The organism is Microbacterium sp. PF5 (assembly GCF_004794315.1).
GTDB lineage: Bacteria > Actinomycetota > Actinomycetes > Actinomycetales > Microbacteriaceae > Microbacterium > Microbacterium sufflavum.
In genome coordinates, this window is sequence record NZ_SSDQ01000130.1 from 58,594 (window position 1) to 82,418 (window position 23,825).

A 23,825-nucleotide genomic window follows, 5' to 3' on the forward strand; every position below is an offset into this window, starting at 1 on the left:
TGTCCCGTCGCGAGGCGCTGCGGGGCAAGCCGCTCACACGAGGAAGACCGGAAGCAGCCCGGGGTTGTGAGCGTGCACGAGGACCGCGAACACGACGGCGTCGAACAGCAGGTGGACGGTCACCACGTAGGCGAGAGAGTGCGTGCGGAGGAAGATGAAGCCCTGCAGCAGCGCGAACGGGATGGTCAGCAGCGGCCCCCACTCGCGATAGCCGAGCTCCCACAGGAACGACACGAACACGATCGACTGGAGCACGTTCGCCAGGGCGTCCGGGAAGTGCCGCCGCAGCAGGGCGAAGACGGTGCAGATGAAGAACAGCTCGTCCCAGATGCCGACCGCGCCGACGCCGACGAACAGGCGGGCGATGAGGTCGGGCGTGTCGACCACCGGCCAGTTCTGATACACGCCGCTGCTGATGAAGTAGTACGGCAGGATCAGCCAGCCCAGCACGAGCACCGCCACCAGCCAGCCCCACTGGAGCCGCCCCCAGCGCCGCCCCGTGCGCCACGGGAACGAGATCGCCCGGTCGCGGTACACGAAGCGGGAGATCAGGTACGGCACGGCGACCGCGCCGCCCAGCGCGAGGGTGAACCGCAGCATCGCGAGGTTGTCCAGCTCCGCGGCGAGCGGGATGACGCTCACGATCAGCATGCCGACCGCGATGAGCGACAGGTCGCGCGTGAGCGACGGGGTCCGTCGCCGCCCGTCCTCCGGCACCGCGCCCGCCTCCGCAGCGTCCGTCCGTCGGGAGTTCCCCGAGCGCTCCGCGACCCACGCCGCAGCGACGCCGACCGCGAGCAGCAGCAACCCGAGCCAGGGCAGTTCCAGCACGAAGAACGCCGGAGCCGCGGCGCACACGAGCGCGGCCGCCACCACGCCGCCCGCACGGAGGGAGGTGGCCGTCGCGGGCAGGGTCACGCGCGCGCCCGCCGACGGTACACGAGGTCGCGGATGTCGCGTCCCTTCGCGATGCCCTTCCGCTCGAAGGCCGTCATCACGCGCCCGTCGAAGCGCTCCGCCCACTCACCGTCGAACGCGCGCTCGAAGAGCGGATCCTCGTCGAGCACCTCGCGCATCTGGAGCGCATAGTCCTCCCAGTCGGTCGCGAGCCGCAGCAGACCGCCGTCGCGCAGCGCCCTGGCCGCGGTCGCCCCGAAGCCCGCACGGACGAGGCGGCGCTTGGTGTGCCGCTTCTTGTGCCAGGGGTCGGGGAAGAAGATCCACACCTCGCGCGCGGCACCCTCGGGCAGGTACGACGACAGCACCTCCGGCGCGTTGGCCTCGACCACGCGGAGATTGCGCGCGCCCTCCCGGTCGGCATCGAGCATGGTACGCGCGAGTCCCGCCCGGAACACCTCGACCGCCAGGAAGTCGTCGTCCGGGCGGGAGGTCGCGGCGGCGACGATCGCGTGGCCCTGGCCCGAGCCGATCTCGACGTACAGGTCGGCGTGCCTGCCGTACTCGGCCGCGGGGTCGAGCCGTGCTTCCGGGTGCACCGAGGTCCAGGCCACGTCGCGCGGCACGTCCAGCAGGTACTGCGGGCCGAGCTCGGCGAAGGCGCGCTCCTGCGCGTCGGACATCCGGCCGCTGCGGCGCACGAAAGACACCGGTTCGTCGCGGAAAGTGCGGGGTTCGGGCATGGTTCCAGGGTAGCCGTCGGCGCTCCGCCGCCCGGACCGGAGCGCTAGCCCGCCGGCTCCGTGACGAAGTCGATCAACTCCTCCACACGGCCGAGCAGCGCGGGTTCGAGGTCGCGATACGTGGTGACCTTGGACAGGATGTGCTGCCAGGCTCGCGCGGTGTCGGCCTGGGTCTCGTGCGGCCATCCGAACGCCCGGCAGATGCCCGTCTTCCAGTCCACGCCGCGCGGGATCTCGGGCCACGCCGCGATGCCCAGCGCCCGCGGGGTGACGCACTGCCACACGTCGACGAACGGGTGGCCGACGATGCGCACGTGCCGACCGTGGGGTCCGCGGGCCACGGCCTCGGCGATGCGCGACTCCTTCGATCCCGGCACGAGGTGGTCCACCAGCACGCCGTAGCGCCGCTCGCGGCTGGGCGGCTCGGCGCCGAGGAGCTCGTCGAGCAGGTCGACGCCCTGCAGATACTCCACCACGACGCCCTCCACCCGCAGGTCGGCGCCCCACACCTTCTCGACCAGCTCGGCATCGTGGCGTCCCTCGACGAGGATGCGGCTGGGAAGCGCGGTCCTGGCGCGCTGGTCGGCGACCGCGAACGAGCCGGAGGCCGTGCGTCGCGGTCCCTGCTCCTTCGCGGCGGGGACGGTCAGCCGCACGGGCGCGCCGTCAATCAGGAAGCCGCCGCCGAGCGGGAAGAGGCGCTTGCGCCCCTTCCAGTCCTCGAGCTCGACGGTGCCGCCCTGCACGCGCGTCACCGCGCCGCAGTAGCCGTCCGCGGCGACCTCGACCACGAGGTCGATCTCGGCCGGGACGATCGGCACCTGCTTCGCTCCGCGTTCGCGCCAGCCCGACGCCAGCACATCCGATCCGTACCTGTCGTCCATGCCCTCCAGCGTATGTGTCTCCGCTGACGGCGAACGGGGATGCGCCCCGCGGCGCTGTCGCGTGTCGTACCCAGTGCATAGACTCGTGACATGGGGCTCGGCTGCCGGTCGGAGGGAACACGATGACGAAACGGTGGCTTGCGCTGGCCGCACTTCTGCTGGCCGCGATGATCGGGACGTTCAGCACGTCCGCCGCCTCCGCCACCGATCCGCTCACGCTCGACGCCGGGTACGTCACCGATCAGGCCGGGGTCCTGAGCCCGTCCGAGAAGAGCACGGTCGAGACCCGCTTGCAGGAGCTCTCGGCCAACTCCTCGGCCGACCTCTTCGTCGTCCTCGTCGACGACTTCACCAACCCCTCCGACAGCGCGGACTGGGCCGACGCGGTGGCGTCGGCGAACAACCTCGGCCCGTCGCAGTACCTGCTCGCGATCGCGGTCGACGGCCGCAGCCTCTACATCTCCGCCGACTCCTCCGGTCCGCTGAGCAACAGCCAGCTCGACGGCATCGAGAACGACATCGCACCGCTCGCGGGAGCCGGGGACTGGGCGGGCGCGATCACCCTCGCGGCCGACCGGATCCAGGGCGACGGCGGCGCGGGTGCCCTGCGGGTGACGCTCATCGTGGTCGCGGTCGTCGTCGTGCTGCTGCTGATCTGGCTCGTGGTCTCGCTCGTCCGCCGTGCGCGGCGCAACGCCGCCATCCGCGAGCGCGGCGCGATGCCCGAGACCCCCGACCCCGCCGACCCGTTCTCCACGCTCACCGACGCGCAGGTCGAGCAGCAGGCCGGTGCCGCGCTCGTGCAGGCCGACGACGCCATCACGTCCAGCCGCGAGGAGCTCGGCTTCGCGGTGGCGCAGTTCGGCGACGGGGCGACGGCCGAGTTCACGCGCGCGGTCGACGAGGCCAAGGCGAAGATCGCGGAGGCGTTCGACCTGCGGCAGAAGCTCGACGACGAGATCGAGGACTCCGTCCATGACCGCCGTGCGTGGCACATCCGCATCATCCAGCTCGCCGACGAGATCGACCGCGTGCTCGATGAGAACACCGAGGCGTTCGACGCACTGCGCCAGCTGGAGCAGAACGCGCCGCAGGAGCTCGAGCGCGTGCGCGGAGAGCGCGCCGCACTGACCCCGCTGCTGCCGACCGCCGCCTCGTCGCTCGCCGCGCTCTCGGCCGCGTACGATCCGGCCGCGTTCGCCACGGTGGCCGACAACCCGACGCAGGCGCAGGAGCGTGCAGCCCTCGCCGACCGCTCGATCCAGGCTGCCGAGCAGGCGATCGCCGCCGGGCGATCGGGCGAGGCGGCGTTCGCGATCCGCACCGCGGAGCAGTCCGTGGCGCAGGCCGGCCAACTGGTGCGGGCGATCGTGGCGCTCGGCACGGAGCTGTCCGCCACGCAGCGGGCCGCCACCGCCCTGGTCGCGGAGCTGCAGTCCGACCTCGCCGCCGCCGCGCAGCTGCCCGACCCGTCCGGCGCGATCGCCGCCGCGGCCTCCGCCACCGCCCAGCAGCTGCAGGTCGCGCAGGCCGATCTGACCGGCACGGCGAAGAATCCGCAGCGCGCACTCGACGCGCTCACGGCCGCGAACACGCAGATCGACGCCACGCTCGCGCAGGGGCGCGAGGCCGTCGACCGCGCGCGCCGTGCGCAACAGCTGCTCGAGCCCACGCTGGCCCAGGCGAACTCCGAGATCCGCGCGACGAGGGAGTTCATCGAGACCCGCCGCGGCACGGTCGGCTCCGCCGCGCGGACGCGCCTCGCGAGCGCCGAGGCCGCACTCACGCAGGCGCTGAGCCTGCGCACGACCGACGTCGAGCGGGCACTCGCCGAGGCGACCAGGGCGCTCGACCTCGCCAGACAGGCGACCGCGGCGGCCGAGTCCGACGTGCGCTCGTACGGCCCGACCGTGGCCGCCGACGACAGCTGGGGCGGGCTCTTCGGCGGCTCGACCGGCTCGGGCGGCTCCGGCATCGGCGGCGACATCCTCGGCGGGATCATCGGCGGACTGCTGGCGGGCGGCGGGGGCGGGTCCTCGCGTCGCAGCAGCAGCGGCTGGCGCTCCTCCGGCGGCGGCGGTTTCCGCAGCTCCGGCTTCGGAGGCGGAGGCAGCCGCGGACGCTCCGGGGGGCGACGCTTCTGATCCCCCGCACAGACACGTACGACACGCTCTTTACGACGACCCTCTGAAAGGAACCACGCATGACCGCCAAGCAGTCCATCTTCGGACGGATCTCCACCCTCGTCCGCGCGAACATCAACGCCCTCCTGGATTCTGCGGAAGACCCGCAGAAGATGCTCGACCAGCTCGTCCGCGACTACACCAACAGCATCGCCGACGCGGAGTCCGCCATCGCGGAGACCATCGGCAACCTGCGTCTGCTCGAGCGCGATCACGAGGAAGACGTGCAGGCCGCCACCGAGTGGGGCAACAAGGCCCTCGCCGCGAGCCGCAAGGCCGATGAGATGCGCGGTGCCGGCAACACCGCCGACGCCGACAAGTTCGACAACCTCGCCAAGATCGCCCTGCAGCGCCAGATCAGCGCCGAGCGTGAGGCGACCGGCGCCGAGCCGCAGATCGCCGCGCAGACGGAGATCGTCGACAAGCTCAAGACCGGTCTCAACGGCATGAAGGACAAGCTCAACGAGCTCAAGAACAAGCGCAGCGAGCTGCTCGCCCGCGCCAAGGTCGCCGAGGCGCAGACCAAGGTGCAGGACGCGGTGAGCTCGATCAACGTGCTCGACCCGACCAGCGAGCTGGGCCGCTTCGAGGACAAGGTCCGCCGCCAGGAGGCCATCGCGCAGGGCAAGGCCGAGCTGGCCGCGTCGAGCCTCGATGCGCAGTTCGAGAGCCTGGAGGACCTCGGCGAGCTGACCGAGGTCGAGGCGCGCCTGGCCGAGCTCAAGGCCGGGGGCGCTGCTCCCCGTCAGGCACTCGAAGGTTCCTGATCCCTCGCTGATGCCCCGGGCCGCGTGCCCGGGGCATCAGCACTTCCGCTGTCGAGAGGTCTTCCCATGGTCCGCTTCCTCGTCGTGCCGCAGTGGCAGGGTTCGCCCGCCGCGCGGGCGATGCTCCTGGTCGACGGGGCGTCGGCGATCGCCGGCGATCTCCCGCGCGCGGCGACCACCGTGCTCGAGGTGCCCGTCGAGGCGGGCGAGTCCCTCGGGACGGGGGTGCGACGCCTCAGCGCCCTGCAGCGGACGCGCGAGCTGGTGCGCGAGCACCTCACGGCCGACACGGTGCTGATCGGCGGCGACTGCAGCATCACGGTCGCGGCACTCGACGCGCTCCGCGGGGGGACGGACGATGTGGCGGTCGTGTGGTGCGACGCGCATGCCGACCTGCACACGCCGGAGACCTCCCCGTCCGGTGCCTTCTCGGGCATGGCGCTGCGCGCGGTGCTCGGCGAGGGCGAGCAGCAGCTCGTGCTCTCCCCCGGTGTGCCGCGGGAGCGCGTGGTGACCGTCGGTGTCCGCAACGTCGACGACGCCGAGGTCGATCCGCTCGCCGCGCTCACCGGTCTGTCGGTCGCCGATCTCGACGATCCGGACGCACTGGCCGCCGCGGTGCGGGCCACGGGCGCCCGCCGCGTGTGGGTGCACATCGACGTCGACGTGCTCGACCCCGCCGCCTTCGCCGGAGTGTCCTCCGCGGTGCCGTTCGGGGTGTCTCCCGCCGCCCTGAGCGCCGCCATCCGCCGCCTGCGGGAGAGCATCCCGCTGGCTGGGGCGACGATCGCCGGCTTCGCGCCGCGGTCCCCGGCCGACGCGGTCGACGATCTGGGCGCGCTGCTGCGCCTGGTCGGAGCGGTCGCGTGACGCCGCCGGAGGGCTGGCAGGACGAGGCCGCCGAACGGCTGCGCCGCGGGCGGCGTGCGGATCGTCGCATCCCCGCGTTCCTGCTGCGCTCCCCCATCAGCCGCCTGGGCTACGCCTGGGGCACAGCCGTCGGCTGGCTCTGGGGCTCCCTGTGGAGCACGGGGCGGGTCGAGCGACGCAACGGCCTGTGGATCTTCCGCGGCATGCCCTCGTGGACGTTCAACCGTGGCGGTGTGTGCGTCGGTGGCTGCTTCCTCACCGGTGACGAACCGCCGAGCGACGCGGTCCTGCGACACGAGGCGGTGCACAAGGAGCAGTGGCTGCGCTACGGGTTCCTGATGCCGGTGCTGTACCTGTTCGCGGGGCGCGACCCGCTGCGCAACCGCTTCGAGATCGAGGCGGGGCTGGAAGACGGCAACTACGTCCGTCGTCCGCGCTGAGTCAGCGCGCGATCGGCAGGAGGCCGAAGCGCTCCGGTGCGTGGATCAGACCGGGGGCGATGCCGAGGGCGCCGGTGAGGTGCTCGACGATGTCGGCCGTGCCGAGGTAGCCGCCCAGCAGCGTGACGTGGGTCTCCACCTCGTCGTCGCACATCATCTCGTCGGCCCAGGCGCAGGTGGCACGGGCGAGCGCCTGTCCCGCCGTGCAGGCGCGACCGCTGCCCGGGGCTCCAGAGCGCTGTCCGCGCGCGAGCCAGGTGACGGTCATGCGACCGGGTGCCTCGATCACGCCGATGTCGGACACCTCGGGCACCTCGATGAAGATGCGACCGGAGGCACACAGGGGCAGCGTGGCCAGGAAGGCCTCGAGCTCCGCGAGGGAGTGCTCATCGGCCGTCACCAGGTGGTGGGCGCGGCGACGCGCGGCGCGACGTGCAGCGCGGGCTCCGCGGATCTCGAGCGAGGTGGTCATGATGGCTCCATGCTACACCAAGTGAAGGCTTGCCTAACCTTCCCCGTCGACCTCAGTCGATGGGCTCGACCAGGGCGGCACGCAGGGCGTCGAGCTCGCCCTCGGTCATGCCGTTGGCGCGCAGGTATCCCGCCGCCGAGCCCCAGCGCTCATCGACCTGCGCGAGCAGCCGTCGCATGACGTCGGCGGGCGACTGCGTGGCAAGGGCCACCGCGTGCACCGCCTCCGGGTGCTGTGAGCGCAGATACTCCGCGATGCGCCGCGAGCGCTCCGGCGGCAGCTGCGACTCGGTGAGCGCGTAATCCGCGATCACCGCCTCCCGATCGGCGCCGACGGCCGACAGGGCGAGCGCGACGGTCACCCCGGTGCGGTCCTTGCCCACCGTGCAGTGCACCAGGGTCGGGTCGCCGGCGGCGATGATGCGGACGGCCTCCACCAGCCGGTCGCCGCTCTCCTCCAGCAGGTGCAGGTACAGGTCGTCGAGGCTCACGTCCGACTCGAAGAAGGAGCGGACGGACCCGAGGAAGAGCGGCAGGTGCGTCGTCTCCGGCCCGTCGATCTCGCTCGGCTCCGCGGCGACCTCCTCCCCGTCGCGCAGATCCACGATGCGCGCCACGGCGTCCCGCAGGACAGCGGCCCCGGCGGCCGTCGCGGTGGAGAGCTGACCGGATCGCAGCAGCACACCCGAGCGGATGCGCCCACCTTCGGCCGGCATCCCGCCCACGTCTCGGACGTTCGAGACGCCCTCGACGTCGAGAACGGTCATGACGCGGCCGGTGCGGTGCGCGACGGCACCGGGTAGCGACCGGCGATGACGATGCGGTTGAACGCGTTGATCGATACGCAGGCCCAGCTCAGCGCGGCGTACTCCTTCTCGGTGAAGACGCTGCCGACCAGGTCGTACACCTCGTCGGAGATGCCGTCCTCCGCGATGAACGTGAACGCCTCGGCGAGCTCGAGCGCCGCCCGCTCCCGGTCGCTGAAGACCCCGCTCTCGCGCCACACGGGGATCTGCGTGAGCGTGTCGGCGTCGATCCCGGCGGCGGCCGCGCGATCGACATGGATGCGCGTGCAATAGCTGCACCCGTTCAACTGCGAGCAGTGGATCATGACGAGCTCCTTGAGCCGGTCATCGATCCCGTTCGCCGCACAGATGGAGCCGACCGTCTTGGAGAACGCGTCGAGGGCCTGATACGCAGCCGGCTCGGTCTTGGAGAGATGCACGCGCTGTTCGGTCATGCCTCCATGATATGGCGCGGTCGAGGCGCAGCGACCGGCGAGCGCGCGCACCCGGAAATGCAGAAGGCCAAGCTACTCGCCATGATGCTCATCGAAACAAGAAGTAATCGACCGTAGCTTCTTGTCACAATGCTCTCGCATTTCCGCGTCGGCGTGGCAGGGGCGCAGAATAGCCCCGTGGCGATCGACACCAGCGAGTTCACCTATCTTCCCGCACAGGCCGAAGCGCTCGGCGTCCCCCTCCCGGAGGTGCAGCGCCTGACACTCCCGCTCGCGGACGGCCGCACCCTCAGCGCCCTCCGGTTCGGCACGGGCGAGCCCCGGATCACGCTCCTGCACGGGGCCGGGCTCAACGCGCACACGTGGGACACGACCGCGCTGGCCCTGCAGCAGCCGGTGCTCGCGATCGACCTCGCCGGTCACGGCGACTCCTCGTGGCGCGACGACGCCGACTACACCCCGCGCGTGCTCGCCGCCGACGTGGCCGCCGCGCTCGACGCCTGGACGACCCAGCCGCAGGTGGTCGTCGGCCAGTCCCTCGGCGGGCTCACCGGCGCCGCCCTCACCGCCGCCCGCCCCGACCTCGTGGCCGAACTCGTGGTCGTCGACATCACGCCGGGAGTGGACGTGACCGCCGGCCCCGCGGCGCTGCGGGCGTTCTACGAGGGCCCGACCGACTTCGCCACCCGCGACGAGCTGGTCGACAAGGCCATGGCGCTCGGCTTCGGCGGCACCCGCCCCGAGACCGAGCGCGGCGTCTTCCTCAACACGCGTGTGCGCGACGACGGCCGGATCGAGTGGAAGCACCACTTCGCCCACCTCGCGGCGCAGGCGCTGTCGGCGCACGACCCCGGCACCCCCGCCGCCCCGTCCGTCCTGCACGAGACCGGCTGGGACGACCTCGCCGGCGTGCGCTCCCCGCTGACGCTGGTCCGGGCGGAGCGGGGCTTCGTGAGCGCCGAGGACGCCGCCGAGCTGCAGCGCCGCCTCCCGGCCGCCCGCGTGGTGGTACTCGACGCCACCCACAACGTGCAGGAGACCGCGCCCGCCGAGCTGGCTGCGCTCCTGACCTCGCGCACCACGTCGGCGACCGGCGGAATATGACGTTCCGTTCCGTCGCCGACCCCCGCACCTCCCCGCAACCCTAGGCTCGTCCCACCGGCACACAGCACCTGCCGCACCGAGAGGAAACACCCATGTTCTTTCGTCACCGACGCCTCGCGCTGATCTCCGCACTCGCGGCCACCGCCGTCGTGCTCAGCGCCTGCTCCGGCTCCGCAGAGCCCGGACCCTCCACCGGGACCGGCGAGCCCGATTCGAACGCGACGCTGCACGTGGGGCTCGTGCTCGAGCCCACCAACCTCGACATCCGCCACACGAGCGGCGCCGCCCTCGAGCAGATCCTCATCGACAACATCTACGAGGGCCTCGTCAGCCGCACGCAGGAGAACGAGATCGAGGGGCGTCTGGCCTCGGACTACGAGGTGTCGGACGACGGGCTGACCTACACGTTCACGCTGAACGACGGGGTCGTCTTCCACGACGGCACTCCCCTGACCTCCGCCGACGTCGTCTCGTCGTACGAGACCGTGCGCACCGACGCCACCGTGCAGGGCAACGCCGAGTTCGCGTCGGTCGCCTCGATCACCGCCCCCGACCCGACCACCGTGCAGATCGTGCTGTCCGCGCCGAACCAGAACTTCCTGTTCGCACTCACGGGCCCGGCCGGACTCGTGTTCAAGACCGGCGACACGACCGATCTGAAGACCGCGGAGAACGGCACCGGCCCGTTCACGCTCTCGCGCTGGAACAAGGGCAGCACCATCACGTTCGCGCGCAACGACGAGTACTGGGGCGACCCGGTGAGCGTCGCCGAGGTCGAGTTCCAGTACATCCCCGACTTCACCGCCGGCGTGAACGCGGCGCTCGCCGGCGACGTCGACGTGCTCACCGCCGTCGACCCGAACCTCGCATCGCAGCTGGAGGACTCCGGCGACTTCACCCTCACGAAGGGCCGCACGACCGACAAGGCCACGCTCGCGTTCAACAACAAGAAGGCGCCGCTCGACGACGTGCGCGTGCGTGAGGCGCTGCGCCTGGCGATCGACCACGAGGCGCTGATCGAGGCCGTCGGAGCCGGCACCCCGCTGTACGGGCCGATCCCCGAGCTCGACCCGGGCTACGAGGACCTCTCCGACGTGATCTCCTACGACCCGGAGCGCGCGAAGGAGCTGCTGGCCGAGGCGGGGCAGGAGGACCTCGACCTCACGCTCACGATCCCCTCGTTCTACGGCACGACCGTCCCGAAGGTGCTCATCTCCGACTTCGACAAGGTCGGCGTGAACCTCGAGGTCGACTCGGTGGAGTTCCCGACCTGGCTCGAAGACGTCTACACCAACAAGGACTACGACCTCAGCTTCGTGCTGCACGTCGAGCCGCGCGACTTCGGCAACTTCGCCAACCCGGACTACTACTTCGGCTACGACAACGCCGAGGTGCAGGACCTGTACGCCCAGGCGCTGGCCGAGGTCGACCCCGACGCGTCGGCGAAGCTGCTCGCCCAGGCCGCCCGCATCGTGTCGGAGGACCACGCGGCCGACTGGCTGTACAACGGCGAGACCATCACCGCGGTCAGCCCGATCGTCTCGGGCTTCCCGGAGGACTCGATCAACTCGCGCATCAACCTGGCGGACGTCACCGTCAGCAGCGCCGACTGAGCGCCCGGTTCCGACCCCGTGCTGCGCTACGCGCTCGTCCGAGGGGCCCTGCTCATCGCAGGGCTCCTCGTGTCGAGCGCGCTCATCTTCCTGACCCTCCGGGTGTTCCCCGGTGACGTCGCCCAGCTCATCGCCGGGACCCAGGCGTCGCCCTCCGAGGTCGAAGCCCTCCGGGAGTCGCTCGGCCTGAACCGTCCCCTGCTCGCGCAGTACACCGACTGGATCGGCGGCATCTTCCGCGGCGACCTCGGCACCTCCCTCCTCTCCGGCGCGTCCGTCGGCGAGGAGCTGCTGCTCAAGGCGCAGGTCACGGTGCCGCTCGGCCTGCTGTCGCTGCTGATCGCGGTGCTCATCGCCGTGCCGTTCGGGATCCTCGCGGCCCTTCTGCGCGGCCGGCGCGGCGGGACGGCGCTCAGCGTCGGTGCGCAGGCGCTCGCGGCCGTTCCGGTGGTCTGGGCGGGCATGATGCTGATCGTGGTGTTCTCCGTGTGGCTCGGCTGGCTCCCGCCGCAGGGCTTTCCGCGCACCGGCTGGTCGACACCGGGCCGGGCCATCGAGGCGCTGCTGCTTCCCGCGCTGACCATCGGGATCGTGGAGGGCGCGATGCTCATGCGGTTCGTGCGCAGCGCCACGCTCCAGGCCGCCGGTCAGGATTTCGTGCGCACGGCCGCGGCCAAAGGGCTCACCCGCACGCGCGCCCTGATCCAGCACGGCATCCCGGCGGTCGGGCTGTCGATCGTGACGGTGCTCGGGCTCCAGGTCGCCGGGATCATCGTCGGCTCCGTCGTGATCGAGCAGCTGTTCACCCTGCCCGGCATCGGCCGGATGCTGGTGGCCGACGTGGGCACGCGCGACCTGATCAAGGTGCAGAGCGAGCTGCTCGTGCTCACCGGGTTCGTCCTGGTCGTGGGCTTCGTGGTCGACCTGCTGCATCGCGCGATCGACCCGAGACAGCGGGAGGCCGCATGACCCCCCGCTGGCTGCACCGGCTGTGGCAGACGGCGACCGGACGCTTCGGCCTGATCGTGGTCGCCGTCATCGCGCTCGCGGCCCTCGTATCGCTGTTCTGGACGCCGTTCGACCCGCGCGCCTCCGACATCGGCGACCGTTGGCTGCCGCCGGGCCTCCCCCACCTGCTGGGCACCGACGACACCGGGCGCGACATCCTCAGTCTGCTGATGGCCGGTGCCCGCACGACCGTGTTCGTCAGTGTCGGCGCCGGCCTCATCGCCACGCTCGTCGGCATCGCGCTCGCGGCCCTCGGAGCGCTCACCACGCGGCTCGTGCGCGAGACCGTGGCCGTGCTCGTCGACATCCTGATCGCGTTCCCGGTGCTGCTCATCGCCATGATGATCTCGTCGGTCTGGGGCGGGTCGCTGTGGGTCGTCATCTGGGCGGTCGGCATCGGGTTCGGCGTGAACATCGCCCGGGTCACGCGCCCCGAGCTGCGCCGCGTGCAGCAGAGCGACTTCATCCTCGCCGCCCGCGCCTCGGGGCTGACACCGGCGCAGACGCTCGTGCGCCACCTGCTGCCGAACGTGGCCCCGGTGTTCATCGTGCAGCTGTCGTGGTCGATGGCGGTGGCCGTGCTCGCCGAGGCCGGCCTGTCCTACCTCGGCTTCGGCGCCTCGGTGGTCGAGCCGAGCTGGGGCCTGCTGCTCGCCGATCTGCAGCGCTACATCGGCGTGCACCCGCTCACGGTCATCTGGCCGGGACTGACCATCACCCTCACGGTGCTGGCGCTCAACCTGCTGGGCGACGGACTGCGCGAGGCGACCGACCCGACCCTGCGGCACCGCGCCGCCGAGACGCACACCCCGGCGGTGGTCGCGTGAGCCTGGTGGTGGAGGACCTGGTCGTCGAGCTCGACGGGCGACGCCTGGTCGACGGCGTGTCGTTCGAGGTGCCCGATGGCGCCAGGGTCGGGCTGATCGGCGAATCCGGCTCCGGAAAGTCGCTCACGGCGCTTGCAGTGCTCGGGCTGCTCGCGGACGGGGCGACCGCGCACGGCAGCATCCGCTGGGACGGCACCGAGCTGATCGGCCTTCCCGACCGGGAGCTCGCGCGGCTGCGCGGCGACGACATCGGCATCGTGTTCCAGGAGCCGCGTACGGCCCTGAACCCGATCCGCACCGTGGGGCGGCAGATCGCCGAGTCGATCCGCATCCACCAGGGTCTCGGGAAGCGCGAGGCCAGGGAGCGCGCGATCGCCCAGGCAGCACGCGTGCGGCTCCCCGACCCCGAGACCATCGTCGACCGCTACCCGCACCAGCTCTCGGGCGGGCAGCGGCAGCGGGTGGCGATCGCGATGGCCCTCGCCTGCCGCCCTCGGCTGCTCATCGCCGACGAACCCACCACGGCGCTCGACGTGACGATCCAGGCGGAGATCCTGTCCCTGCTGCTGGGGCTCGTGGAAGACGAGGGCATGTCGCTCGTGTTCATCACGCACGACCTCGCGGTGCTGGCCCAGGTGGCGACCGAGGGCGTGGTGCTCGAACACGGCAGGGTCGTCGAGGCCGCACCCGTGTCGACCCTGCTCAGCACCCCCGCCTCCCCCGTGACGCAGGGGCTGCTGCGCGATGCGACCGCCACCCTGTGGCGGCCGGAAGGCGGTGCGGCATGAGCCTGATCGAGGCGCGCGGCCTGCGGCGGGACTTCGTGGTACCGAAGCGCACGACCTTCGAGCGCACGCGGCGGCAGACCGCGCTGGAGCCCACCGACCTCGACGTGGTCGAGGGGTCGTCGGTCGGCATCATCGGCGAGTCGGGGTCGGGCAAGTCCACCCTGGTGCGGCTGCTCCTCGGGCTAGACCGCCCGACCGCCGGAACGGTCGCGGTGGACGGTCGTGCGGTCGACGCCGCGGCTTCCGCCCGGGCGCTGCACTGGCTGCGACGGCAGACCGGGCTCGTGTTCCAGGACCCGTACGCCTCGCTCGACCCCCGCATGACCGCCGGCCAGATCGTGCGGGAGCCCCTGTGGGCCCTGGGCATCGAGGGCGACCACCGGGCACGCGTACGGGAAGTGCTCGCCCAGGTCGGGCTCGAGCCGGACATGGGCGACCGCTACCCGCACGAGTTCTCCGGCGGGCAGCGGCAGCGCATCGCCCTCGCCCGCGCGATCGTGCATCGTCCGCGCATCCTCGTGGGCGACGAGCCGCTGTCCGCCCTCGACGTCACGGTGCGCGCGCAGATCCTCGACCTGCTGCGCGAGCTCAAGGCGACCTCCGAGCTGACGCTGCTGCTCGTCTCGCACGACATCGGCGTGGTGCAGAATCTGTGCGACACGGTCGTGGTGATGAAGGACGGCCGCATCGTCGAGCGCGGTGCGACGGCGGACGTGCTGCTGCACCCCGCGCACGACTACACGCGGGCGCTGCTGGCGGCGATCCCGGTCATCCCCGGGCCTGCGGAGGGCTGAGGCTCAGCGGGAGCGGCCGAACAGCGCGCCGCGACGCGGACGGGACGGGCGCAGCGCCCGGCGCAGATACACGGTGCCGAGGTCACGGCCGAACTTGTGTCCGACGCGTCCCATCCGCCCCGCCTCGACGAAGCCGAGCTTCTCGTGCAACCGGATCGACGCCTCGGCCCCACGGTCGCTGATCACCGCGACCATCTCGCGGATGCCGCGCTGCTCGCACGCGTCGATGAGCGCCTGCAGGAGCGCCGACCCCAGCCCCTTCCCGCCCGCCCCCGGGCCGAGGTAGATCGAGTCCTCGACCGTGTAGCGGTACGCGTTCTTACCCGCCCACGGCTGCGCCACCGCGTAGCCCAGCACGGCCCCCGATGGCGACACCGCCACCAGGAACGGGAGCCCGAGACGGTCGAGCAGCGCATACTTCTCCCGCCAGGACGGGATCGTGCTGCGGCGCTCGTCGAGCGTGACCGCCGAGTTGCTCACGAAGTGGTTGTAGATCTCGCGCACGTGAGGGAGGTCGGCGGGACGCGCGGGCCGGATGGCATACGCGAAGACCTCGGGAGCCGGTGCCGGTCGCAGATGGCGCGGCAGCACCCGGCGACGGTCCCCCGGCTCGAACTGCATGCGCTCAGCTTAGGGAGGCCTCCGCCTCGCCCTCCACCCGCCAGTCCACCGGGTCGCCGCCCGCCTCCGCCAGCAGCGCGTTGGCGCGGGAGAAGGGCCGCGAACCGAAGAAGCCGCGGCTCGCCGAGAGCGGCGACGGGTGCGCGGATTCGATCACCGGCGTGTCGCCGAGCAGCGGACGGAGGTTCGCGGCGTCCCTGCCCCACAGCACGGCGACGAGCGGCTGGTCCCGCGCGACGAGCGCACGGATCGCGAGCTCTGTCACCTCCTCCCAGCCCCAGCGGCGGTGCGACCCCGCCGCGCCCGGCTGCACGGTGAGCACCCGGTTGAGCAGCAGCACGCCCTGGTCGCTCCACGCGGTGAGGTCGCCGTGCGGCGCGGGCGGGAGGCCGAGGTCGCTCTCGCGCTCCTTGTAGATGTTCGTCAGACTCCGCGGCAGCGGTCGCACGTGGCGGTCCACCGCGAACGACAGCCCGATCGGATGCCCCGGCGTGGGGTACGGGTCCTGCCCCGTGATGAGCACCCGCACCTCCGACAGCGGCCGCTGGAACGCCCGCAGCACGTTCTCGCCCGCGGGAAGGTAGCCGCGACCGGCCGCCTGTTCCGCACGGAGCCGCTCGCCGAGCGCGGTGATCCGCTCCTGCGCGGGAGCCAGAGCCTCCGCCCAGCCCGGATCGATCAGTCCGTCGCGCGCGAGCTCGGCGAGGCCGCGGCCCGCCATCACTCCGCGGTCCGCACGCGCAGCGGACCCCGCGCGAGCAGGTGCTGGGCGGACTGCGCCACCGGGCGCATCGTGATCAGGTCGAGATTGACGTGTGCGGGAGCCCCCAGCGCGTAGGCGATCACATCGGCGACGTCGTCGGCCAGGAGGGGCGCCTCGACCCCGGCGTACACCGCCTCCGCCGCGACCGCGTCGCCGCCGAGACGGTTGAGCGTGAACTCCTCCGTGTGCACCATCCCCGGCGCGACCTCCACGACCCGGATGGGCTCGCCGTTGAGCTCCTGGCGCAGGGCCCGCACCAGCATGCCCTCGGCCGCCTTCGCCGCGTTGTACCCCGCCCCGCCCGGATACGCCGTCTGCGCGGCGGTCGAGGTCACGAACACCGTGTCCGCGTGCCCGTCCACCTCGGCCGTCGCCCGCAGGAGGGGCAGGAGCCCCGCGACCAGGCGCTGCGTGGCCAGCACGTTCGCGTCGAACATCCACTGCCAGTCGTCGATCGCGGCATCCTCCACGCGGTCCGTCCCGCGCGCGCCCCCGGCGACCTGCACCAGCGCGTGCAGCGGACCCGAACGCTCGAGCTCTCCGACCAGGGCCGACACGGCGGCACCGTCGGTCAGGTCGCACGCGATCACCGAGGCCCCGGTCTCCGCGGCCAGGGCCCGCAGGCGGTCCTCCCGGCGGGCGACGCCGACCACGTCCCATCCCCGCCCCCGCAGCGCGCGCACCGTCGCCGCGCCGATCCCGGAACTCGCCCCTGTCACCACTGCACGTCTGTTCGCCATGCCCTCCACCGTACGATGTCCTCACCCGATTCCCGAGCGACGATCGCCGCGGTGCCGCGAACGTCAGAACAGCGTGGCGGTGCGCGTGTGCACGGTGCCGTCGCTGGGGCTCCCGGTCGAGGTGACCGTCACGGGGATACCCGAGTTCAGCGGCGTCGGACCGAGGATGCCGAACGTGACGTGGGTGACCCCCTGCCCCGCGACGCTGCCCACGTACGCCAGTGTGTACGTCACGGTGCCGTCGCCGTTGTCGGTCACGCCCCCCGCGGTCCAGGTCGGGTCGGTCGCCGGGAGCGCGGGAACGGACGGGCTCGACCCGCCGGCGTTCGCGATGACGACCGGTTGCAGCGCGCCGACGTCGGCTCGATTCATGGTGACGGTGACCGTGCCGCTGGTGATGTCCGCCACCGGGATCGTGGCCGCCTGCGTGTCGTCGTTGCGCAGCTGGATCGATGCGCCGTAGTACTGCGGGTCCACCCAGGTGCCGCCCTGCATGGTCTCGATCACGAATCGGCCCAGCCCTTCGGCCGACGCCGCCGCGGCCGGCGCGGCGGTCACCAGCGCGATCACCGGCACGGACCAGACCGCGCCCGCCAGCACGGTCCGGCGGGGCAGGCCCCGGGGTTCGTCATCGTGTGCGCCCGCACCGAGATCGTCGACAGCCATGGGGTCTCCTGTCCGCCGGCCCGTCGGCCGCGCCTGGCAGGTACGGTATCCGGCACCGCGGCCGGGCGGAAGACCTGCGTCCTCCGCTCGAGGTGAGGAGCGCTGTGTTACGTCACATTTCCCGGCCGCTGTTGACACCGGGGGAAGTTCCGTACTCTCGCTGCAAGGGCACACGCCATCCGACTTCCGACCGTTCCAGGGGGAACACATGTCCGCACCCGAGACCTGGCGTTTCGAGACCAAGCAGATCCACTCGGGCGCCGCACCCGACCCGGTCACGAAGGCGCGTGCGACGCCGATCTACCAGACCACGTCGTACGTGTTCGACAACGCCGACCACGCCGCGAACCTGTTCGCGCTGGCCGAGTTCGGCAACATCTACACCCGCATCCAGAACCCGACCCAGGATGTGCTCGAGCAGCGCCTCGCGGCCCTCGAAGGGGGCACCGGCGCCCTCGTCCTGTCCAGCGGCCAGGCCGCCTCGACCTTCGCGATCCTCAACATCGCCCAGGCCGGCGACCACTTCGTCGCCTCCAGCTCGATCTACGGCGGCACCTACAACCTCTTCAAGTACACGCTCGCCAAGCTCGGCATCGAGGTCACGTTCGTCGAGAACCAGGACGACCCCGAGGAGTGGCGCCGCGCCGTCCGCCCGAACACCAAGCTGTTCTTCGCCGAGACCATCGGCAACCCGCAGATCAACGTGCTCGACATCCGCGCGGTCGCCGACATCGCGCACGAGAACGGCGTCCCGCTGATCGTCGACAACACGATCGCGACGCCCTACCTCATCCGCCCGTTCGAGCACGGCGCCGACATCGTCGTCCACTCGATCACCAAGTTCCTCGGCGGCCACGGCACGACCATCGGCGGCGTCGTGATCGACGGCGGCCGTTTCGCGTGGTCGGAGAACGTCGAGAAGTTCCCCGGCCTCACCGAGCCCGACCCCTCGTACCACGGCGCCAGCTACACGGCCGCGGTCGGCGACGCGCTCGCCTACATCATCAAGGCCCGCGTGCAGCTGCTGCGCGACCTCGGCTCCTCCATCTCGCCGCAGAGCGCCTGGAACCTCATCCAGGGCGTGGAGACCCTGTCGCTGCGCATCGAGCGCCACGTGCAGAACGCCCAGGAGATCGCCGAGTGGCTGGACGGCCGCGACGACGTCGCGTCGGTCAACTACTCGGGTCTGCCCTCCTCGCCGTGGTACGCCAAGGCGAACGAGTACGCGCCGAAGGGCGTCGGCGCGGTGCTGTCGTTCGAGCTCAAGGGCGGCGTGGAGGCCGGTCGCGAGTTCGTCAACAGCCTGTCGCTGTTCAGCCACCTCGCCAACATCGGCGACGTGCGCTCGCTCGTCATCCACCCCGCCTCCACGACGCACGCGCAGCTCACGCCCGAGCAGCAGCTCACGGCGGGTGTGACGCCGGGCCTCGTGCGTCTGTCGGTGGGGCTCGAGAACATCGACGACCTGAAGGCCGACCTCGACCAGGCGCTCGCCGCCGCGCGCGCCGTCTCGGAGGCCGCCCGCGCCTGAGCGGACCGTCTCGCACGGATGCCCCGGACCACGCGGTCCGGGGCATCCGTCGTCCCCGCCGCGTAACCTGCCGCCGGAGCGCCGCCCGCCAGGCGAGAATGGGGGAATGGACTGGCAGACGACCTCCGAGGACACGGTGCCGTCGGCACCCGTGACGGAGGCCGACGTCCGTCTGCTCCGTGCCCGACCGCCCGCGACCGGCGCATGGCGCGACGGAGACCCCGTGGGCGGGCGCCGCTTCGCCGCCTTCGGGTCGTTCCGCACCGAGAGCGGGGCCGAGCTCCCCGGCATCCGGCTGGCGTACGAGACCTGGGGCGAGCTGAACGCCGCACGGGACAACGCCGTGCTCGTGCTCCACGCGCTCACCGGCGACAGCCACGTGCGCGGCGAGGCAGGAGCCGGACACCCCACGGCCGGCTGGTGGGAGGACATCGTCGGGCCGGGCGCGGCGCTCGACACCGACCGGTGGTTCGTGATCGCGCCGAACATGCTCGGCGGCTGCCAGGGCTCGACCGGACCGGCGAGCATCGCCCCCGACGGCTACGAGTGGGCGTCGCGCTTCCCCTACCTCACGATCCGCGATCAGGTGGCCGCGCAGGTGCGCCTGGCCGACGCGCTCGGCATCGACACCTGGGCGGCGGTGATCGGCGGCTCGATGGGCGGCATGCACGCGCTGGAGTGGGCGGTCACCCATCCCGCCCGCGTCGAGCGGCTCGCCGTGCTGTCCTCGCCACCGGTGACGACGGCCGACCAGATCGCCCTGAACACGGTGCAGCTCGAGACCATCCGCATGGACCCGCGCTTCCAGGGCGGCGAGTACTACGACCTCTCCGACGGCGACGGCCCCCACCGCGGCCTCGCCCTCGCCCGGCGCATGGCCCTGCTGAATTACCGCAGCCCGATCGAGCTCAACCAGCGGTTCCAGCGGTCGTGGCAGTCCGACGTGTCGCCGCTCGGGCACGGCGGGCGCTTCGCAGTGGAGTCGTACCTCGACTTCCACGGCAACAAGTTCACGCGCCGGTTCGACGCCAACAGCTACATCACCCTGGTCGAGGCCATGAACTCTCACGACGTGGGGCGCGGTCGCGGTGGTGTGGAGGAGGCGCTGCGCGCGGTGACGGCCACGACCCTCGTGCTCGGCATCGACAGCGACCGGTTGTTCCCCGTCGACGGCCAGCAGCGTATCGCCCGCAGCATCCCCACCGTGCTCGACGACGACGCGGTGGTGGTGGTGAGCGACTTCGGCCACGACGGCTTCCTGATCGAGACCGACGCGGTCGGCACGCAGCTGCGACGCCTCCTCGACGCCTGAGCTCACGCCGGGGCGAAGCTCCACGGACGTGCCGCGGCGTGCAGCGTGCCCTGCTCCCACGCGAAGGCCCGCCCGCCGTCGAGCACACGCGTCTGGAACAGCTCCGCCGCCCCGGCCGACGCGAGCGCCGCGGACACCCGGTCGTGCATCGACAGCCGGTGCAGCGTGACCCAGGTGGGCGGGAACAGCGTCCACTCCCCCGACGCGTGTCGGCCGAGGGCCTCCGCCGGGGTGACCCAGGCGAGTTCCGCGACCTCCGCCTCGGACGGCACGGCCTCGGCCCGCGGAGCCTCGGCGAGGAAGAACCAGGTGCGGATGCGGACGGGAGCCTCCGCGGGCGGCCGCCACTCCGACAGGGGCACGAGCCCGTCGATCACGAGGCCCACCTCCTCCGCGGTCTCGCGCACCGCCGCCCGCCGCGCATCGTCCACGCGCTCGGCGCCGTCGCGGCGGTCGCCCTGCTCGACCTTGCCGCCGGGGAAAACCCAGGCTCCGGCGAACGAGCCGCGCTCCGGTCGCCGCAGCAGCAGCACGCGGAAGCCCTCGTCGGCGGGTCGCAGCAGCACGGCCGTCCCCGCCAGCGGCAGCTCGTCGTCGGGGATCGTCACCCCGTCACTCTACGACGCGAGTACGACGACCGCTGGGGCGCGACGCGCCTCCACCCGGTACGACAGCAGCGCGATGAGCAGTCCGGCGACCGCGAGCGCGGCGCCGGTCCACGCGGGAGCGGTGAAGCCCCAGCCGAGTGCGATCACGACGCCGCCCAGGAACGCGCCGAGGCTGTTGCCGACGTTCAGCGCGGAGTGGTTCATGGCCGCGGCGATCGACTGGTTGTCGCCCGCGACGTCCATGAGCCGCGTCTGGATGGTGGGGCTGAGCACGGACGAGACGAAGCCGACCAGCACCACCAGCAGGCCGAGGCTCACGATCCAGAACGACAGCACCGCCAGCAGCGCGAACACGACGCCCATCGCGGCCAGGCCGCCCAGCAGCGTGCGCCGGAGGTCGATGTCGGCGAGGTGCCCGCCGACCAGGTTGCCCGCGGTCATACCCAGCCCCATCAGCACCAGCACGATCGGCACCGCCCACTCGGGCGACCCCGCGACCTCGGTGACCAGCGGCGCGATGTAGCTGTAGACGGCGAAGAAGCCGCCGAAGCCGATCGCGCCGACGCCGAGCGTGAACCACACCTGTCCGATGCGGAACACCCCGAGCTCCGCGCGCATCGTGCGACCGGGGTCGCCCGGGTGCGCGGGCACGAACAGGGCGATGCAGAGCGTGGCGAGGGCGAACACCAGCGCGACCACGGCGAACGCGGCACGCCAGCCCCACTGCTGCCCGAGGAACGTGCCCAGCGGCACCCCCACGACGTTCGCGACCGTGAGCCCGGTGAGGATGAAGGCGACGCCCTTCGCGCGGTTGCCCGGACCCATCACCTCGGCGGCCACGAGCGCGCCGATCCCGAAGTAGGCGCCGTGCGGCAGGCCCGCCAGGAACCGCGATGCACCGACCAGCTCGAACGTGGGCAGCACGACGGTCAGCGCGTTGAACACGGTGAGCGCGAGGGCCAGCACGATCATCACGCGGTGGCGCGGGAACCGGGCGACGAAACCCGCGATCGTCGGCGCGCCGATCACCACGCCGAGCGCGTAGAGCGAGATCAGCCAGCCGGCCTGGCTCAGCGCCTCCTCCTGGCTGGTCGCCCAGACGGACGGCAGCAGGTCGGCGGCGATGTTCGGGAGCAGCCCCATCACGACGAATTCGGTCATGCCGATGCCGAAGCTGCCGATGGCGAGAGAGAGGAGCGCCCTCTTCGCCGCACCCCTCGATGCGGTCGAGGGATTCACCGGTTCAGCTTAGCGGTCGTCGGTCTCGTCGATCGCCGCCTCCAGGCGCTCGACCTTCGCGTCGAGCTCGCCCGAGTACCCCGGACGGATGTCGGCCTTGAGCACGAGGGACACGCGGGAGCCGAACGGCATGACCGCCTCGGTCGCACGCTTGACCACGTCCATCACGGTGTCCCAGTCGGGGCCCTCGATCTCGGTGAACATGCTCGTGGTGCGGTGCGGGAGTCCGGAGGCGCGCACCACGCGCACGGCGGCGGCCACCGCGTCGTGGACAGAGGCGTCGGAGCGGTCGACGGCACCGTCGGCCGGTGTGCCGCTGGGGGCGACGGAGAAGGCGATCAGCATGGGTTCACTCCTTGATTCGAGGGGGACGGACGGCGGGAACACGCAGGACGGCGCGCAAGCTCACGACGGTCAGGACGATGAGCAGCACGTTGCGCAGCGTGAGCAGCAGCACGGGCACGGGCTCGGCCCGCAGCAGCGCGTCGTAGGTGAGCGGGTAGATCAGGCAGGTGACCAGGCACAGCGCCAGCACCAGCACGGCGGGCACCGTCGCGCGCGCCCTGTCCCACACGATCCAGAGGATCACGGGCGCGAGAAGCCAGGTCTGGAACTGCGGCGACCCCACCTTGTTGCCGACGATCAGCACCGTCACGAGCGCGAGCGCGAGCGGCGGGAACAACCGGCCGAACACCGCACCGCGCGTGGCCTTGACCGCCCCGAGGGCGGTGACCGCGACGACCGCCACGGCCATCAGCGGCGTGAGGACCGCGGCGACCGCATCGACGCCCGGCGCGGTGATCTGGAACGTGAGGATGTCGAAGCTGTACTCGATGCGGGCGGCACCGGCCACCGCGAGCCACAGGAACGGCGTCGCCGCGACCGCCTCGATCTGCAGGCCGCGACCGGTCTGCGCGGTGAGGAACCCGAGGATCTCCGACCGGGCACCGAGCAGCACGAGCCCCCCGAGCACGACGGCCGTGACCACCAGCGCCGCCAGGAGCTGCCGCCACCGCCGGCGCCCGGCCACCACCGCCGCGAGCAGCAGCGCGCCCGGCCAGATCTTGATCCACGCGCCGACCGTCAGGAGGGCAGCGGCGAGCGCGGGCCGCGACAGCAGCCACAGGCCGGCGACGACCGCGATCGGCACGGTGACCGCGTCGATCCGGTACAGCGCGATGGGTCCGAGCAGCAGGAGCGCGGCGCACCAGAACCACGCCGCGGCCGTGCGCGCCCGGCCCGGACGACGCCCGACCAGCACGGCGAACGCGACAGCGTCGAGCACGCCCACCAGCACCGCCCAGGCGACGAGGTACGCGGACGAGACGCCGAGCAGGGGCACGAGCGGGGTGGCCAAGAGCCCGGCGAGCAGCATCGGCAGCAGCGCGAGCTGGGGGTACACCCACGGTTCGGTGACGCCCACGACCGGGCCGCCACCGAGCGCCGCCGACGACCAGGGCTCGTACACCAGCACGACGTCGCCCATCGGCTGGCTCGGGTAGATCCACCCCGCGAGCGCGGTGAGCAGATGCACCAGGAGGAACGCGGCCCACAGCGCGATCGTCCGGGCGGGCACGCGCCGGGTCACGACAGGACGTCCGCGATCGCGAGGGGCAGCGCCTCCGCCACGTCCAGCGCGACGATCGGGTGGCCCGTGCCACCCTCCCCCACCCCCGCGGCGATGCGCGCGGCGTGCCCGTGCAGCCAGGCGCCGGC

General features: G+C 72.1%; 26 protein-coding genes. 12 read left to right on the top strand and 14 right to left on the bottom strand.

Annotation, left to right across the window (positions count from 1 at the left end):
* Positions 1–33 precede the first annotated feature (33 nt).
* From DW297_RS11795 to DW297_RS11805, 3 genes are read right to left on the bottom strand one after another with little or no spacing between them, the layout of a single operon-like run.
* Complete coding sequence (locus DW297_RS11795) at positions 34–918, bottom strand: CPBP family intramembrane glutamic endopeptidase (RefSeq protein ID WP_136032585.1); 885 nt, start codon at positions 916–918, stop codon at positions 34–36.
* Entirely contained in the window at positions 915–1,640 is a 726-nt protein-coding gene (trmB, locus tag DW297_RS11800; RefSeq protein WP_136032587.1) for a tRNA (guanosine(46)-N7)-methyltransferase TrmB, read from the bottom strand. Before trmB ends, DW297_RS11795 begins: the two co-directional genes overlap by 4 nt.
* Positions 1,641–1,684: 44 nt before the next feature.
* On the bottom strand, positions 1,685–2,524 hold the full coding sequence (locus DW297_RS11805) for a DUF3097 domain-containing protein (RefSeq protein ID WP_136032588.1): 840 nt from the start codon (positions 2,522–2,524) through the stop codon (positions 1,685–1,687).
* Positions 2,525–2,646: 122 nt separating this feature from the next.
* Here DW297_RS11805 and DW297_RS11810 point away from each other — a divergent pair, with 122 nt between their 5' ends.
* From DW297_RS11810 to DW297_RS11825, 4 genes are all read left to right on the top strand, one after another.
* Positions 2,647–4,668 (top strand): TPM domain-containing protein, encoded by a 2,022-nt coding sequence (locus DW297_RS11810; RefSeq protein ID WP_136032590.1) that lies wholly within the window; start codon positions 2,647–2,649, stop codon positions 4,666–4,668.
* A gap of 59 nt (positions 4,669–4,727) precedes the next feature.
* Positions 4,728–5,474, top strand: a complete 747-nt coding sequence (locus DW297_RS11815; RefSeq protein ID WP_136032592.1) for a PspA/IM30 family protein — start codon at positions 4,728–4,730, stop codon at positions 5,472–5,474.
* Positions 5,475–5,540: 66 nt separating this feature from the next.
* Positions 5,541–6,344, top strand: a complete 804-nt coding sequence (locus tag DW297_RS11820) for an arginase family protein (protein WP_136032594.1) — start codon at positions 5,541–5,543, stop codon at positions 6,342–6,344.
* Positions 6,341–6,784 (top strand): Fe-S oxidoreductase, encoded by a 444-nt coding sequence (locus tag DW297_RS11825; RefSeq protein ID WP_240744603.1) that lies wholly within the window; start codon positions 6,341–6,343, stop codon positions 6,782–6,784. Before DW297_RS11820 ends, DW297_RS11825 begins: the two co-directional genes overlap by 4 nt.
* A gap of 1 nt (position 6,785) precedes the next feature.
* On the opposite strand, the gene DW297_RS11830 is transcribed toward DW297_RS11825, so the two are convergent.
* Genes DW297_RS11830 through DW297_RS11840 form a run of 3 tightly spaced genes read right to left on the bottom strand, consistent with a single transcriptional unit; the run spans position 6,786 to position 8,495 of the window.
* Complete coding sequence (locus DW297_RS11830) at positions 6,786–7,256, bottom strand: SIP domain-containing protein (protein WP_136032596.1); 471 nt, start codon at positions 7,254–7,256, stop codon at positions 6,786–6,788.
* A 52-nt stretch (positions 7,257–7,308) separates the two neighbouring features.
* A complete protein-coding gene (locus tag DW297_RS11835; protein WP_136032598.1) occupies positions 7,309–8,022 on the bottom strand; it encodes a tyrosine-protein phosphatase in 714 nt (237 codons plus the stop codon).
* Positions 8,019–8,495: a carboxymuconolactone decarboxylase family protein gene (locus DW297_RS11840; RefSeq protein ID WP_136032600.1), complete on the bottom strand. Its 477-nt coding sequence runs from the start codon at positions 8,493–8,495 to the stop codon at positions 8,019–8,021. The genes DW297_RS11835 and DW297_RS11840 overlap by 4 nt, the downstream gene beginning before the upstream one ends.
* 177 nt (positions 8,496–8,672) lie before the next feature.
* On the opposite strand from DW297_RS11840, the gene DW297_RS11845 reads away from it, so the two are divergent.
* The 6 genes from DW297_RS11845 to DW297_RS11870 all read left to right on the top strand — a co-directional run bounded on the left by DW297_RS11845 (position 8,673) and on the right by DW297_RS11870 (position 14,629).
* Positions 8,673–9,599: an alpha/beta fold hydrolase gene (locus DW297_RS11845; RefSeq protein WP_240744604.1), complete on the top strand. Its 927-nt coding sequence runs from the start codon at positions 8,673–8,675 to the stop codon at positions 9,597–9,599.
* A 92-nt stretch (positions 9,600–9,691) separates the two neighbouring features.
* On the top strand, positions 9,692–11,212 hold the full coding sequence (locus DW297_RS11850) for an ABC transporter substrate-binding protein (protein ID WP_136032604.1): 1,521 nt from the start codon (positions 9,692–9,694) through the stop codon (positions 11,210–11,212).
* Between the two features lie 18 nt (positions 11,213–11,230).
* A complete protein-coding gene (locus DW297_RS11855) occupies positions 11,231–12,181 on the top strand; it encodes an ABC transporter permease (RefSeq protein ID WP_136032606.1) in 951 nt (316 codons plus the stop codon).
* Entirely contained in the window at positions 12,178–13,047 is an 870-nt protein-coding gene (locus DW297_RS11860; protein WP_136032608.1) for an ABC transporter permease, read from the top strand. Before DW297_RS11855 ends, DW297_RS11860 begins: the two co-directional genes overlap by 4 nt.
* Positions 13,044–13,835, top strand: a complete 792-nt coding sequence (locus DW297_RS11865) for an ABC transporter ATP-binding protein (RefSeq protein ID WP_136032610.1) — start codon at positions 13,044–13,046, stop codon at positions 13,833–13,835. Before DW297_RS11860 ends, DW297_RS11865 begins: the two co-directional genes overlap by 4 nt.
* Positions 13,832–14,629 carry an ABC transporter ATP-binding protein gene (locus DW297_RS11870; RefSeq protein ID WP_136032612.1) on the top strand — a complete coding sequence of 266 codons (798 nt, stop codon included), beginning with the start codon at positions 13,832–13,834 and terminating at the stop codon, positions 14,627–14,629. Before DW297_RS11865 ends, DW297_RS11870 begins: the two co-directional genes overlap by 4 nt.
* A 3-nt stretch (positions 14,630–14,632) precedes the next feature.
* Here the strand turns inward: DW297_RS11870 and DW297_RS11875 are convergent, their stop codons facing one another.
* The 4 genes from DW297_RS11875 to DW297_RS11890 form a co-directional block, all read right to left on the bottom strand.
* A complete protein-coding gene (locus DW297_RS11875) occupies positions 14,633–15,250 on the bottom strand; it encodes a GNAT family N-acetyltransferase (protein ID WP_136032614.1) in 618 nt (205 codons plus the stop codon).
* A gap of 4 nt (positions 15,251–15,254) precedes the next feature.
* Entirely contained in the window at positions 15,255–15,971 is a 717-nt protein-coding gene (locus DW297_RS11880; RefSeq protein ID WP_136032616.1) for a uracil-DNA glycosylase, read from the bottom strand.
* Complete coding sequence (locus DW297_RS11885) at positions 15,971–16,753, bottom strand: SDR family oxidoreductase (RefSeq protein WP_168442850.1); 783 nt, start codon at positions 16,751–16,753, stop codon at positions 15,971–15,973. The genes DW297_RS11880 and DW297_RS11885 overlap by 1 nt, the downstream gene beginning before the upstream one ends.
* A gap of 63 nt (positions 16,754–16,816) precedes the next feature.
* On the bottom strand, positions 16,817–17,419 hold the full coding sequence (locus DW297_RS11890; protein ID WP_136032618.1) for a hypothetical protein: 603 nt from the start codon (positions 17,417–17,419) through the stop codon (positions 16,817–16,819).
* A gap of 208 nt (positions 17,420–17,627) precedes the next feature.
* Between DW297_RS11890 and DW297_RS11895 the strand changes: the two genes are divergently transcribed.
* Entirely contained in the window at positions 17,628–18,950 is a 1,323-nt protein-coding gene (locus DW297_RS11895) for a bifunctional o-acetylhomoserine/o-acetylserine sulfhydrylase (protein ID WP_136032621.1), read from the top strand.
* Positions 18,951–19,056: 106 nt separating this feature from the next.
* Positions 19,057–20,262: a homoserine O-acetyltransferase MetX gene (gene metX / locus DW297_RS11900; protein ID WP_136032623.1), complete on the top strand. Its 1,206-nt coding sequence runs from the start codon at positions 19,057–19,059 to the stop codon at positions 20,260–20,262.
* 2 nt (positions 20,263–20,264) lie between these two features.
* On the opposite strand, the gene DW297_RS11905 is transcribed toward metX, so the two are convergent.
* The 4 genes from DW297_RS11905 to DW297_RS11920 are packed head-to-tail and all read right to left on the bottom strand — an operon-like array spanning position 20,265 to position 23,685.
* Positions 20,265–20,870: an NUDIX hydrolase gene (locus tag DW297_RS11905; protein ID WP_136032625.1), complete on the bottom strand. Its 606-nt coding sequence runs from the start codon at positions 20,868–20,870 to the stop codon at positions 20,265–20,267.
* A 9-nt stretch (positions 20,871–20,879) separates the two neighbouring features.
* Positions 20,880–22,109: an MFS transporter gene (locus DW297_RS11910; RefSeq protein WP_136032628.1), complete on the bottom strand. Its 1,230-nt coding sequence runs from the start codon at positions 22,107–22,109 to the stop codon at positions 20,880–20,882.
* A gap of 9 nt (positions 22,110–22,118) precedes the next feature.
* Positions 22,119–22,454, bottom strand: coding sequence for a thiamine-binding protein (locus DW297_RS11915; RefSeq protein ID WP_136032630.1), 336 nt, complete (start codon positions 22,452–22,454; stop codon positions 22,119–22,121).
* A gap of 4 nt (positions 22,455–22,458) precedes the next feature.
* Positions 22,459–23,685 (bottom strand): hypothetical protein, encoded by a 1,227-nt coding sequence (locus DW297_RS11920; protein ID WP_240744605.1) that lies wholly within the window; start codon positions 23,683–23,685, stop codon positions 22,459–22,461.
* Positions 23,686–23,825: the final 140 nt, after the last annotated feature.

Bases quoted from the DNA above. Each gene is read 5' to 3' on its own strand.
- trmB (WP_136032587.1), bottom strand. From the start codon at position 1,640: ATGCCCGAACCCCGCACTTTCCGCGACGAACCGGTGTCTTTCGTGCGC.
- DW297_RS11805 (WP_136032588.1), bottom strand. From the start codon at position 2,524: ATGGACGACAGGTACGGATCGGATGTGCTGGCGTCGGGCTGGCGCGAA.
- DW297_RS11810 (WP_136032590.1), top strand. From the start codon at position 2,647: ATGACGAAACGGTGGCTTGCGCTGGCCGCACTTCTGCTGGCCGCGATG.
- DW297_RS11815 (WP_136032592.1), top strand. From the start codon at position 4,728: ATGACCGCCAAGCAGTCCATCTTCGGACGGATCTCCACCCTCGTCCGC.
- DW297_RS11820 (WP_136032594.1), top strand. From the start codon at position 5,541: ATGGTCCGCTTCCTCGTCGTGCCGCAGTGGCAGGGTTCGCCCGCCGCG.
- DW297_RS11830 (WP_136032596.1), bottom strand. From the start codon at position 7,256: ATGACCACCTCGCTCGAGATCCGCGGAGCCCGCGCTGCACGTCGCGCC.
- DW297_RS11835 (WP_136032598.1), bottom strand. From the start codon at position 8,022: ATGACCGTTCTCGACGTCGAGGGCGTCTCGAACGTCCGAGACGTGGGC.
- DW297_RS11840 (WP_136032600.1), bottom strand. From the start codon at position 8,495: ATGACCGAACAGCGCGTGCATCTCTCCAAGACCGAGCCGGCTGCGTAT.
- DW297_RS11850 (WP_136032604.1), top strand. From the start codon at position 9,692: ATGTTCTTTCGTCACCGACGCCTCGCGCTGATCTCCGCACTCGCGGCC.
- DW297_RS11860 (WP_136032608.1), top strand. From the start codon at position 12,178: ATGACCCCCCGCTGGCTGCACCGGCTGTGGCAGACGGCGACCGGACGC.
- DW297_RS11870 (WP_136032612.1), top strand. From the start codon at position 13,832: ATGAGCCTGATCGAGGCGCGCGGCCTGCGGCGGGACTTCGTGGTACCG.
- DW297_RS11875 (WP_136032614.1), bottom strand. From the start codon at position 15,250: ATGCAGTTCGAGCCGGGGGACCGTCGCCGGGTGCTGCCGCGCCATCTG.
- DW297_RS11880 (WP_136032616.1), bottom strand. From the start codon at position 15,971: ATGGCGGGCCGCGGCCTCGCCGAGCTCGCGCGCGACGGACTGATCGAT.
- DW297_RS11885 (WP_168442850.1), bottom strand. From the start codon at position 16,753: ATGGCGAACAGACGTGCAGTGGTGACAGGGGCGAGTTCCGGGATCGGC.
- DW297_RS11890 (WP_136032618.1), bottom strand. From the start codon at position 17,419: ATGGCTGTCGACGATCTCGGTGCGGGCGCACACGATGACGAACCCCGG.
- DW297_RS11895 (WP_136032621.1), top strand. From the start codon at position 17,628: ATGTCCGCACCCGAGACCTGGCGTTTCGAGACCAAGCAGATCCACTCG.
- metX (WP_136032623.1), top strand. From the start codon at position 19,057: ATGGACTGGCAGACGACCTCCGAGGACACGGTGCCGTCGGCACCCGTG.
- DW297_RS11915 (WP_136032630.1), bottom strand. From the start codon at position 22,454: ATGCTGATCGCCTTCTCCGTCGCCCCCAGCGGCACACCGGCCGACGGT.